The sequence below is a fragment of the Bradyrhizobium sp. PRIMUS42 genome (assembly GCF_023006515.1).
Lineage (GTDB): Bacteria > Pseudomonadota > Alphaproteobacteria > Rhizobiales > Xanthobacteraceae > Bradyrhizobium.
In genome coordinates this window covers 1-11,154 of sequence record NZ_JALBGZ010000139.1, presented here as the reverse complement: position 1 = coordinate 11,154, position 11,154 = coordinate 1, and the positions used below count along the sequence as shown (strand labels likewise).

The 11,154-nt window shown below is 63.7% G+C and carries 12 protein-coding genes and 1 pseudogene; 9 read left to right on the top strand and 4 right to left on the bottom strand.

Annotated features, from left to right (window positions below; translation table 11 throughout):
* Positions 1 to 428, bottom strand: a pseudogene (locus MOV75_RS13590) (MFS transporter); the annotation flags it as partial.
* A gap of 181 nt (positions 429 to 609) precedes the next feature.
* Between MOV75_RS13590 and cyoA the strand changes: the two are divergent.
* The 8 genes from cyoA (at position 610) to MOV75_RS13550 (ending at position 9,064) form a co-directional block, all read left to right on the top strand.
* Positions 610 to 1,770 (top strand): ubiquinol oxidase subunit II, encoded by a 1,161-nt coding sequence (gene cyoA, locus MOV75_RS13585; protein WP_246925618.1) that lies wholly within the window; start codon positions 610 to 612, stop codon positions 1,768 to 1,770.
* Positions 1,771 to 1,795: 25 nt separating this feature from the next.
* Positions 1,796 to 3,793, top strand: a complete 1,998-nt coding sequence (gene cyoB, locus MOV75_RS13580) for a cytochrome o ubiquinol oxidase subunit I (protein ID WP_246925614.1) — start codon at positions 1,796 to 1,798, stop codon at positions 3,791 to 3,793.
* Positions 3,794 to 4,423: a cytochrome o ubiquinol oxidase subunit III gene (gene cyoC, locus MOV75_RS13575; RefSeq protein ID WP_246925611.1), complete on the top strand. Its 630-nt coding sequence runs from the start codon at positions 3,794 to 3,796 to the stop codon at positions 4,421 to 4,423.
* Positions 4,420 to 4,800, top strand: a complete 381-nt coding sequence (gene cyoD, locus MOV75_RS13570; RefSeq protein ID WP_246925609.1) for a cytochrome o ubiquinol oxidase subunit IV — start codon at positions 4,420 to 4,422, stop codon at positions 4,798 to 4,800. Before cyoC ends, cyoD begins: the two co-directional genes overlap by 4 nt.
* Entirely contained in the window at positions 4,797 to 5,645 is an 849-nt protein-coding gene (locus tag MOV75_RS13565) for an SURF1 family protein (RefSeq protein WP_246925607.1), read from the top strand. Before cyoD ends, MOV75_RS13565 begins: the two co-directional genes overlap by 4 nt.
* A complete protein-coding gene (locus tag MOV75_RS13560; protein WP_246925604.1) occupies positions 5,617 to 7,020 on the top strand; it encodes an ATP-binding protein in 1,404 nt (467 codons plus the stop codon). The genes MOV75_RS13565 and MOV75_RS13560 overlap by 29 nt, the downstream gene beginning before the upstream one ends.
* The gene (locus MOV75_RS13555) at positions 7,010 to 7,543 is read left to right on the top strand and encodes a response regulator transcription factor (RefSeq protein WP_246925595.1); all 534 of its coding nucleotides are present in this window, start codon (positions 7,010 to 7,012) and stop codon (positions 7,541 to 7,543) included. Before MOV75_RS13560 ends, MOV75_RS13555 begins: the two co-directional genes overlap by 11 nt.
* A gap of 132 nt (positions 7,544 to 7,675) precedes the next feature.
* On the top strand, positions 7,676 to 9,064 hold the full coding sequence (locus MOV75_RS13550; RefSeq protein ID WP_246925621.1) for an adenylate/guanylate cyclase domain-containing protein: 1,389 nt from the start codon (positions 7,676 to 7,678) through the stop codon (positions 9,062 to 9,064).
* A 93-nt stretch (positions 9,065 to 9,157) separates the two neighbouring features.
* On the opposite strand, the gene MOV75_RS13545 is transcribed toward MOV75_RS13550, so the two are convergent.
* From MOV75_RS13545 to MOV75_RS13535, 3 genes are all read right to left on the bottom strand, one after another.
* Complete coding sequence (locus MOV75_RS13545) at positions 9,158 to 9,982, bottom strand: CarD family transcriptional regulator (protein ID WP_246925586.1); 825 nt, start codon at positions 9,980 to 9,982, stop codon at positions 9,158 to 9,160.
* Between the two features lie 344 nt (positions 9,983 to 10,326).
* Positions 10,327 to 10,665 carry a ferredoxin FdxA gene (gene fdxA / locus MOV75_RS13540; protein WP_246925584.1) on the bottom strand — a complete coding sequence of 113 codons (339 nt, stop codon included), beginning with the start codon at positions 10,663 to 10,665 and terminating at the stop codon, positions 10,327 to 10,329.
* Between the two features lie 132 nt (positions 10,666 to 10,797).
* Positions 10,798 to 11,022: a S4 domain-containing protein gene (locus MOV75_RS13535; protein ID WP_246925581.1), complete on the bottom strand. Its 225-nt coding sequence runs from the start codon at positions 11,020 to 11,022 to the stop codon at positions 10,798 to 10,800.
* On the opposite strand from MOV75_RS13535, the gene MOV75_RS42665 reads away from it, so the two are divergent.
* Positions 10,936 to 11,154: alpha/beta fold hydrolase (locus tag MOV75_RS42665; RefSeq protein WP_309486939.1), on the top strand; the 219-nt coding region annotated here is incomplete at its 3' end. The two genes, MOV75_RS13535 and MOV75_RS42665, sit on opposite strands and share 87 nt — an antisense overlap.

The following is an 11,154-nucleotide window of genomic DNA, read 5'->3' as shown; positions in this document are numbered from 1 at the left end:
CAGGCCAGACCCTGCGCGATGCGCGCCAGCGCCAGCAGCCAGATCGCCGCAACGCCGATGTCGTGATAGCCGGGCAGGAACGCCAGCGCGACGGTGGCGGTGCCGAGCAAAAACAGCGCCGAGATCAGCTTGGCCGTCTTGCCGTAGGCACGGTCGACCGTCATGAAAATGACGGTGCCGATCGGACGGGCCATGAAGGCCAGTGCGAAGATCATGAAGGAATAGAGCGTGCCGGTCAGCTCGCTCGCGAACGGGAACACTAGGCGCGGGAACACGATCACCGAGGCGATCGCGAAGACGAAGAAGTCGAAGAATTCCGAGGTGCGGCCGATGATGACGCCGATGGCGATCTCGCCGGGACTGGCCTGGTCGTGGCCGTGCTCGCCCGTGTGGAGGTCTGCCATTGCGGGGGTCTGTGCCGTCGCCATTCGTGCGCCCTTAACGTCCTGAAAACCAAAGCCGACCGCCCGGCGGGGCGCCAGGCGATCTGGCCCTGTCTGACCCAACATCCCGCACTGCAACATTGGACAAATTGTCCAATGTCCGGATTGCTGCGCCGCAGCTACCCGTTGGCCCCGCAAAAGAAACTCATTCTCAAAGGCTCGGCCCGTGTCTCGTCTCAAGATCCTGGCGCTACTACCTCTGGCTGCCGCGCTCAGCGGCTGCGACTACGTCGTGCTGGCACCGGCCGGCGATATCGCTGCCCAGCAGCGCGACCTCGTCATCATCTCCACCGTCCTGATGCTCCTGATCGTCGTCCCCGTGATGGCGCTGACGGTGCTGTTCGCCTGGCGCTATCGCCAGTCCAACACGGACGCCCGCTACGAGCCGGATTGGGACCACTCGACCAAGCTCGAGCTGGTGATCTGGTCGGCGCCGCTTCTGATCATCGTTTGCCTGGGCGCTCTGACCTGGATGGGCACGCATCTGCTCGACCCCTATCGCACGCTGGGCCGCATCCATGCAGACCGCGCCGTGGATCAGTCCAAGGCCCCGCTCGAGGTCGACGTCGTCGCGCTCGACTGGAAGTGGCTCTTCATCTATCCGGACTACGGCATCGCTACCGTCAACGAGCTCGCAGCTCCGGTCGATCGTCCGATCAAATTCCGCATCACGGCGTCCTCGGTGATGAACTCGTTCTACATCCCCGCGCTCGCCGGCCAGATCTACGCGATGCCGGGCATGGAGACCAAGCTCCATGCCGTCGTCAACCACGCCGGCACCTACAAGGGTTTTTCGGCGAACTACAGCGGCGCCGGCTTCTCCGGCATGCACTTCAACTTCCAGGGCCTCGACGACAAGGGCTTTGATGCCTGGATCGCCAGCGCCAAGTCCGCCGGCGGCTCGCTCGGCCGCGCCGAATATCTCCAGCTCGAAAAGCCGAGCCAGAACGAGCCGGTGCGCCGCTGGGGCACCGTCGATGCCGATCTCTACCGCCTGATCCTCAACATGTGCGTCGAGACCGGCAAGATGTGCCAGAGCGAGATGATGGCGATCGACGCCAAGGGCGGTGCCGGCCACCAGGGCCTGAACAACACGCTGCCGCTGGCCTACGACAAATACGCCCGCCGCGGCACCGCATTTGGGCCGGAGCCGAGCTTCGTCGCCGGCACCTGCACGCCGGATGCGCCGCAGGGCAAAACCACCGCTGCCATCACGGCACCCACCGACACCGCGCCGCTGCTCGGCGCCGGCCTGAAGCGGCCGTCGTTCACGCCGCTGAAGTCCTCGTCCTTCTTCCTCGGACAACGTCCCAAGTCAGACTCCTGAAGTCAGGCTCTTAAAGAGAGTTCGCATGTCTCCTGATTTTCTCAAGCTCATCTTCGGCCGGCTCGGCTTCGAATCGCTGCCGCTGCACGAGCCGATCGTCGTCGGCACCTTCGCGGTGGTCGCACTCGGCGGCGCCGCGCTGCTCGGCGGTCTCACCTATTTCCGTCTGTGGGGCTATCTCTGGCGCGAGTGGTTCACCACCGTCGATCACAAGCGCATCGGCATCATGTACATGATCCTCGGCATCGTGATGCTGCTGCGCGGTTTTGCCGACGCGCTGATGATGCGCGGCCAGCAGATGCTCGCGTTTGGCGGCTCCGAAGGCTATCTCAACGCCCACCACTACGACCAGGTCTTCACCGCCCACGGCGTGATCATGATCTTCTTCGTGGCGATGCCGCTGGTCACCGGCCTGATGAACTATGTCGTGCCGCTGCAGATCGGCGCGCGCGACGTCTCGTTCCCGTTCCTGAACAATTTCAGCTTCTGGATGACGGTCGGCGGCGCGGTGCTGGTGATGGCTTCGCTCTTCATCGGCGAGTTCGCCCGCACCGGCTGGCTGGCTTATCCGCCGCTGTCGAACATCGGCTACAGTCCCGATGTCGGCGTCGATTATTACATCTGGGCGCTGCAGGTCGCCGGCGTCGGCACGACACTATCCGGCATCAACCTGATCTGCACCATCGTCAAGCTGCGCTGCCCGGGCATGACCATGATGAAGATGCCGGTGTTCACCTGGACCTCGCTCTGCACCAACGTTCTGATCGTCGCATCCTTCCCCGTCCTGACCGTCGTGCTCGCACTGCTGTCGCTCGACCGCTATGTCGGCACCAACTTCTTCACGAACGATTTCGGCGGCAGCCCGATGATGTACGTGAACCTGATCTGGATCTGGGGCCATCCTGAAGTCTACATCCTGGTTCTCCCCGCCTTCGGCATCTTCTCTGAGGTGACCTCGACTTTCTCCGGCAAACGGCTGTTCGGCTACACCTCGATGGTCTACGCCACGGTCGTCATCACCATCCTGTCGTACCTGGTCTGGCTGCACCACTTCTTCACGATGGGGTCGGGCGCCAGCGTCAACTCGTTCTTCGGCATCACCACGATGATCATCTCGATCCCGACGGGCGCGAAGATGTTCAACTGGTTGTTCACGATGTATCGCGGCCGCATCCGCTACGAGCTGCCGATGATGTGGACGATCGCCTTCATGCTGACCTTCGTGATCGGCGGCATGACCGGCGTGCTGCTGGCGGTGCCGCCGGCCGACTTCGTGCTGCACAACAGCCTGTTCCTGATCGCGCACTTCCACAACGTGATCATCGGCGGGGTGGTGTTCGGCGCCTTTGCCGGCATCACCTACTGGTTCCCGAAGGCGTTCGGCTTCAGGCTCGATCCGTTCTGGGGCAAGCTGTCGTTCTGGTTCTGGGTCACCGGCTTCTACCTCGCCTTCATGCCGCTCTATGTGCTCGGCCTGATGGGCGTGACCCGCCGCCTGCGCGTGTTCGACGATCCGTCCCTGCAGATCTGGTTCGTCATCGCCGCGATCGGCGCCTTCCTCGTCCTTCTCGGCATCATGTGCATGCTGATGCAGTTCGCGGTCAGCTTCCTCAGGCGCGAGCAGCTCAAGGACGTCACCGGCGATCCCTGGGACGCACGCACGCTGGAATGGGCGACCTCTTCTCCGCCGCCGGACTACAACTTCGCCTTCACCCCCGTCGTTCACGACAACGACGCGTGGTGGGACATGAAGCGCCGGGGCTACCAACGTCCGCTCACCGGGTTCAGGCCGATCCACATGCCCAGCAGCACCGGCACCGGCATCATCCTCGCCGGCCTCGCCACCGCGATGGGTTTTGGCCTGATCTGGTACATCTGGTGGCTGGCCGCTGTGAGCTTCGCCGCGATGCTCGTCGTCGGCATCGGCCACACCTTCAACTATCACCGCGACTTCGACATTCCGGCTGAAGACGTCATCCGGACCGAGGACGCGCGCACCAAACTGCTCGCCGGAGCCAAGTAAATGACTGTCGCTGTCAATCCCTCACAAACCGGCGAGCCGATCTTCTACGTCGCCGAGGAGCATCCGCATCCGGAAGGCTGGAGCACCTCGCTCGGTTTCTGGATTTATCTGATGAGCGACTGCCTCATCTTCGCGATCCTGTTCGCCACTTTCGGCGTGCTCGGCGGCAATTACGCCGCCGGCCCCGCGCCGAAGGACCTGTTCGACCTGAACCTGGTCGCGGTGAACACCTCGATGCTGCTGCTGTCGTCGATCACCTACGGCTTCGCCATGCTGACGATGCAGCAGAACAAGCTCGCGCAGACCCAGGTGTGGCTGGCGATTACCGGCCTGTTCGGCCTCGCCTTCATCGGCATCGAGCTCACCGAGTTCGCCCACATGATCCATGAGGGTGCCACGCCCCAGCGCAGCGCCTTCCTGTCCGCCTTCTTCACCCTGGTTGGAACCCACGGCCTGCACGTCTCCTGCGGCCTGATCTGGCTGGTGACGTTGATGGTGCAGGTCCAGAAGTTCGGCCTGATCGAGGCCAACCGCCGCCGGCTGATGTGCCTGTCGATGTTCTGGCACTTCCTCGACGTGGTCTGGATCGGCGTTTTCACCTTCGTCTATCTCCTGGGAGTTCTGCGATGAACACCGATACTCATGCAGCTGGCGCCAACGACCATCATCACGGCGACAGCCACGCCCATGGCTCGTTCTCGACCTATATGCTGGGCTTCGTGCTCTCGGTCGTGCTCACCGCGATCCCGTTCTGGCTGGTGATGAGCGGCGCGCTGCCGAGCAAGCAGATCACTGCCCTCGTCATCATGGCCTTCGCAGTCGTGCAGATCGTCGTGCACATGATCTACTTCCTGCACATGAACACGACGTCCGAGAACGGCTGGAGCATGATGGCGCTGATCTTCACCATCGTCATGGTGGTGATCGCGCTGTCGGGCTCGCTGTGGGTGATGAGCCACCTCAACAGCAACATGATGCCGATGCACCAGATGAGCGGAATGAAGTGAGCGAGGTCAGGACCGTGACGAGCGAGGCAAAAGCGATGCGTGGCCATGCTGCGCGCCCCTCCCTGTGGCTCACGGTCCTCTCGCTCACGGCCTTCGTGGCCCTGATCGCGCTCGGCGTCTGGCAGATCGAACGCCGCGCCTGGAAGCTGGCGCTGATCGACCGCGTCGAGCAGCGCGTCCATGCCCCGGCGGCGCCGATCCCCTCGCCCGCTTCGTGGCCGTCGATCTCCGCCGCGAACGACGAATACAGGCATGTCAGCGTCACCGGCCGCTTCCTGCATGACCGCGAGACGCTGGTTCAGGCCGTCACCGAGGAAGGCCCGGGCTATTGGGTGCTGACGCCGCTTCTGCGCGACGACGGCATGCAGGTCCTGATCAACCGCGGCTTCGTGCCGTCCGAGCGGCGCGACGCATCGAGCCGCCAAAGCGGCAATCCGGACGGCCCGGTCGAGATCACCGGCCTGCTCCGCATGACCGAGCCCAAAGGCGGGTTCCTCCGAAACAACGTACCGCAGCACAACCGCTGGTACTCGCGCGACGTCGCCGCGATTGCGGCGGCACGCGGTCTCCACGAGGTCGCACCTTTCTTCGTCGATGCCGGCGCCGGATCACAAATTGCCGGCGGTCCGATCGGCGGATTGACCGTGATCCGCTTTCCCAATAACCACCTGATCTACGCGCTGACGTGGTTTGCCCTGGCCTTCATGCTGGCCGGTAAACTCTTCGTCACATTCGGCGGCGGGCCGTTCCGCCGCAGGCGCTTCGTCCACGAACCGGCCGGTGGCCTAGATGCCGCCGCGCGCAGGACGGGATCAAATGCTGGAACGATGGTCGAACAGGCCTGACGACGGGAAGACGCTTTCCCAAACACTTGCTCATGGCGGGCTGGCCGTCACGCTGCAATCGCAGGCGGATGCGCGCAGCGAGCTGATCGGTGCTGCGCCGACCGACGACGAGACCAACCGCAAGAACATGGCGCTGCTGATCCAGCTGCGCTGGACCGCGGTGGTCGGCCAGATCGTGACCATCGGCGGCGTGCATTTTGGGCTCGGCATTCCCCTGCCGTTGGAGCGGATGGGCGCGGTGATCGGCGCGCTGGTGCTGCTCAACGTCTCCAGCCTCATCTGGGTGCGCCATCGCGCCGCGATCACCAACAACGAGCTGCTGGTCGCCTTGATGCTTGATGTCGCCGCGCTGACCGCGCAGCTTTACCTCTCTGGCGGCGCCACCAATCCCTTCACCTCGCTGTTCCTGCTCCAGGTGACGCTCGGCGCGGTGCTGCTCGATGCCCGCTCGACCTGGTCGCTGGTCGCGCTGACCTGCGCGAGCTTCGTGTGGTTGACGCTGGCCTACCGCCCGCTGGAGCTGCCGCCCAACCCATTGAGCGAGACTTACACGCTCACGGTCGCCGGCATGCTGCTGGGCTTCGTGCTCAATGCCGTGCTGCTGGTCGTGTTCGTCACCCGTATCAATCGAAACCTGCGCGAGCGCGATGCGCATCTGGCGGCATTCCGCCAGCATGCCGCCGAGCAGGACCACATCGTGCGCATGGGCCTGCTCGCCTCCGGCGCGGCGCATGAACTCGGCACGCCGCTGGCCTCGCTGTCGGTGATCCTCAGCGACTGGCGCCGCATGCCGGATCTTGCCGCTGATCAGGAGCTCGCTGAGGACCTCGCGGAGATGGAAACCTCGCTGCAGCGCTGCAAGTCGATCGTCACGGGCATCCTGGTGTCGGCAGGCGAAGCGCGCGGCGAAGGCTCCTCGCCGACGACGGTGACGGCGTTCGTGACCGCGCTGGTCGACGAATGGCGTGACGCGCGTTCGGCGCGGACGCTCTACTTCGTCAATACATTCGGCACGGACGTTGCGATCGTCTCCGACATCGCGTTGAAGCAGGTCATCTTCAACGTGCTCGACAACGCCTATGAGGTCTCGCGCGAGTGGGTCGAGCTCGTGGCCGAGCGCGAGGGCGACAACCTCGTGCTGTCGATCAGCGATCGCGGCCCGGGCTTTGCGCCGGAGATGCTGGCGCAGCTCGGAAAGCCCTATCAGTCGAGCAAGGGCCGCGCCGGCGGCGGGCTCGGGCTGTTCCTGGTGGTGAACGTGGTGCGCAAGTTAGGGGGCACCGTAACCGCCGAGAATCACAGGAAGCGGGGCGCCACCGTGCGCCTGACGCTGCCGCTCGCAACGCTCGCGATCGGAGGGAATTTTGACGCCTGATCGTTCGCTCATCGTCGTCGAGGACGACGCTGGCTTTGCGCGCACGCTGAAGCGCTCGTTCGAACGCCGTGGCTATGATGTCGTGCTGGCCGCCTCGATCGAAGAGGTGCGGCAGGTGCTGGAAGAGCGTTCCTTCGGCCATGCCGTGGTCGACCTCAAGCTCGGCGGCGCCTCGGGCCTTGCCTGCGTCGAGCTCCTGCACACGCATGATCCCGACATGCTGATCGTGGTGCTGACAGGCTTTGCCAGCATCTCCACCGCCGTCGAGGCGATCAAGCTGGGGGCCTGCCACTATCTCGCAAAACCCTCGAATACCGACGACATCGAAGCCGCCTTCACCAAGGCCGAAGGGAACACCGAGGTCGCGCTGGATGCGCGGCCGACCTCGATCAAGACGCTGGAATGGGAGCGCATCCACCAGACCCTGATCGAGACGGAGTTCAACATCTCGGAGGCGGCGCGGCGGCTGGGGATGCACCGGCGCACGCTGGCGCGGAAGCTCGAGAAGCGGCCGGTGAAATAGGCAACGTCTTTCAGCGGCTAAATGCCCTGCCTGGCTGATGACCTCGCGGCCAAGCACCACTAAACTGCCGATTGCTGCGGCTCATGGCCGTCGCTTTGCTGCAAGGGTCCCAGCCAGGAGTCTCCCGTGACAATGCTCGTCGAGCGGTTCGACCTAGCTGCCGCGCTTGCGTCCGCGCGCAGCCAGCGCGACACCGAAACAGTTGAGTTCGCAGAGGCTGCGCTGGCTTCCGCCAAGCAGGAGGGTCTGCAACTCGCAGTGCGGGCGCGCTATTTCGCCCTTGCCGTCATTGGCTGCCTGCTGCTGGCTATCAACCCTGCGTGGGAGCAGCTCTACTACGTGGCGCTGCTCGGCCTGTTCGCACTGATCGGCTGGGCCCAAGTCAGGGTTGGGCGGGTGGGCGTCTCACGGTCCGAATTGGCGCTCCTGTTCTGCGATTTGGCGTTGCTCACCTTCCTCATCGTGGTCCCTAATCCATTCGGGACTACGCACTGGCCGGTCGCGATGCAGTACCATTTCGGCAACTTCGTCTATTTCTTCGTGCTGCTCGCAGGCGCCACGCTGGCCTATTCCTGGCGGACCGTAATTGCGGTCGGAGCGTGGACCGCCGCACTCTGGCTGGTCGGCATGGCCTGGGTGTGGTGGCAGCCGGATCGCGATCCTGCGCTGACGGCCCACATCGCAGCCGCAATCGGCGACGATCACCGCTTGTCCGCAATGATCTCGCCCAATGCGATCGGATTCCACGTTCGCATCCAGGAAATCGTCGTTTTCATGATCGTGGCCGTGACGTTGGCGCTCGCGGTCCGCCGCAGCAATGACCTGCTGGTCCGACATGCCGCGGTGGAGCGCGAACGCGGCAATCTGGCACGCTACTTCTCACCCAATGTCGTCGCGGAATTGTCGAAGCAAGACGAGCCGTTGAAGCAGGTGCGCACGCAAGACGCTGCGGTGCTGTTCGTCGACATCGTCGACTTCACAGCCTTTGCCGATGCGCGCACGCCGCAGGAGGTGGTGCGGACGTTGCGCGAATTCCACGGGCTGATGGAGCAGGAGGTTTTCCGCCACAGCGGCACGCTCGACAAATATCTCGGTGATGGATTGATGGCGACGTTCGGCACCCCCTTTGCCGGCGCGCACGATGCCAGCAACGCGCTGCGGTGTGCCCAGGCCATGATCGTCGTGGCGGACAGTTGGAACGGGCGACGAATGGCATTGAGGGAGCCACCGCTGCGTGTGAGTTTTGGCTTGCATTATGGGCCGGTGGTGCTCGGCGATATCGGGCAGACCTGTCTGGAATTCGCCGTGATCGGTGCCACCGTCAACGCGGCAAGCCGTCTTGAGGCGTTGACTCGCACGCTCGACTGCGCGCTGGTGGCAAGCGACGATCTCATCAGCCGCGCGAAGGCCGAGCTTGGCAGCGCAGCCGAAGCATTTCAGCCACTGATGGTACGAGAGCCGCAGGCCGTTCGCGGCATCCAGCGTCCGATCGGAATATGGACTCAGGCCCGCGGCTTGTAGCATGCCGATCGCGCTCGACGCCGCTGTCACCAGCCCAACAAAAAGCCCGGCCGCAAGGCCGGGCTTTTGATGGCTTGCGCAGAACGAAGCTGCTTACGCGGCCTCGTCGGCGACGGTGGTGCCGTCGCCATCGGTATCGTCGCTATCGCCCTCGGCATCCGTGTCGGCTTCGCCCTCGGCGGCTTCCGCCTTGGCGTTGCGGCGCGGGCTCTTGGCGAGCTGGGCTTCGATTTCCTTGACCGCTTCGGTCTCGGTCGAGTGCTGCACCACCGCGATCTCGCGGGACAGACGATCGAGCGCCGCTTCATAAAGCTGGCGTTCGCTATAGGACTGCTCCGGCTGCGAATCCGAGCGGTAGAGATCGCGCACGACTTCCGCGATCGCGACGATATCGCCCGAATTGATCTTCGCTTCGTATTCCTGGGCGCGGCGCGACCACATGGTGCGCTTGACGCGGGCGCGGCCCTTGAGCGTCTCCAGCGCCTTCTTCACCAGCGCCGGATCGGACAGCTTGCGCATGCCGACATTGGCGACCTTGGCGGTCGGAACGCGCAGCGTCATCTTGTCCTTGATGAAGTTGATGACGAACAGCTCGAGCTTCGCGCCGGCGATCTCCTGCTCCTCGATGGCCAGGATCTGGCCGACGCCGTGAGCGGGATAGACAACGAATTCGTTGGCCTTGAAGCCCTGACGCTGGGTCACGACCTTCTTTTCCTCGACCTTCGGCGCAGCAGCGTGCTTCGCGGCCGGCTTGGCAGCAGCGACAGGAGCCTTGACAGGAGCAGCAGCAACGGGAGCCTTCGGCGCGGCGGGCTTGGCAGCGGGAGCCTTTGCCACCGGAGCCTTGGCAGTCACAGGCTTGGCAGCAGGCTTAGCGGCGGTCGCTTTCGCGGCCGGTTTGGCAGTCTTGTTAGGCATTGCGCTTCTTTTGTTCTTCGAGGACTTTGCAGCCGGCGCCTTCGTCGCGGTCCGACCCTTGGATGCGCTACGGCTGGCCGCGGCGACTTTTTTGGCCTCCTTATGGGAAGCCCTCGCTGAAGTACTCTTTTTACGCGTTTTCTGTGACACAGCCTGCGCGCGGAAACTGCCACGCCCCTGTTCGACATTTGGTTTCACGGGAACCCAGAGGGGCCAACGGGGCTGACGGGGTTCGGCTTAATGTGCCCAATATAGCACATTTCCCGCAAAAATCAATGATTTAGGGGTCTTCAGGGCTGGTTTTCGGCCGCGACGCCGGTATTAGGGTTAAGTTTGGGCCTGAATTAGTCGCCGGAGCCGGGGTTCGCAGAAAAATATTTCTCGAACTTGCCTTCCATGCCGTCGAATTCCTTGGCGTCGGCGGGTGATTCTTTCTTCTGGGTGATGTTCGGCCAGCTCTTGGCGTAGTCGGCGTTGACTTGGAGCCACTTTTCCAGGCCCGGTTCCGTGTCCGGCTTGATGGCGTCGGCGGGGCATTCCGGCTCGCACACGCCGCAGTCGATGCATTCGTCGGGATGGATGACGAGCATGTTGTCACCCTCGTAGAAGCAGTCGACCGGGCAGACCTCGACGCAGTCGGTATACTTGCACTTGATGCAGTTTTCAGTGACGACGTAAGTCATCCAACGCTCCGAAAAGCTCTTTTAAAAGTCGCGGCTTGCGTAGCGCGGATGGCCCGGCGCCGCAAGGTCGGGAAAGCCCGATCATGACACTTGTGTGCGTTTGATCGGCCAAGAAATGAATGCGATGCGCAATTAATTGCGCACACCGAGCTCTTCGTAGAGCACGCGGGCCGAGGCAGCATCGCCGCGGCGTTCGCTGAAGGCGGTGACTTTCAGAACACGCACGGTGCGATCGAGCGCGATGGTGAGAACATCGCCGATCTTGACCGCATGGCCCGGCGAGGTCTCGCGCGCGCCGTTGATGCGAACGTGGCCGGTGACCACGAGCTCGGCCGCGGAGGTGCGCGCCTTCACCACCCGCGCGTGCCACAGCCATTTGTCGATGCGTTGGGTTTAGAACGGCCCCATCTGGTCGGGCACTCGATGGGAGGCTGGATGGCCGCCGAGCTGGCCGCCTTTGCTGGCGAGCGCTTCGGCCGTCTGGTGCTG

Bases quoted from the DNA above. Each gene is read 5' to 3' on its own strand.
- cyoB (WP_246925614.1), top strand. From the start codon at position 1,796: ATGTCTCCTGATTTTCTCAAGCTCATCTTCGGCCGGCTCGGCTTCGAA.
- cyoC (WP_246925611.1), top strand. From the start codon at position 3,794: ATGACTGTCGCTGTCAATCCCTCACAAACCGGCGAGCCGATCTTCTAC.
- cyoD (WP_246925609.1), top strand. From the start codon at position 4,420: ATGAACACCGATACTCATGCAGCTGGCGCCAACGACCATCATCACGGC.
- MOV75_RS13560 (WP_246925604.1), top strand. From the start codon at position 5,617: ATGCTGGAACGATGGTCGAACAGGCCTGACGACGGGAAGACGCTTTCC.
- MOV75_RS13550 (WP_246925621.1), top strand. From the start codon at position 7,676: ATGCTCGTCGAGCGGTTCGACCTAGCTGCCGCGCTTGCGTCCGCGCGC.
- MOV75_RS13545 (WP_246925586.1), bottom strand. From the start codon at position 9,982: ATGCCTAACAAGACTGCCAAACCGGCCGCGAAAGCGACCGCCGCTAAG.
- fdxA (WP_246925584.1), bottom strand. From the start codon at position 10,665: ATGACTTACGTCGTCACTGAAAACTGCATCAAGTGCAAGTATACCGAC.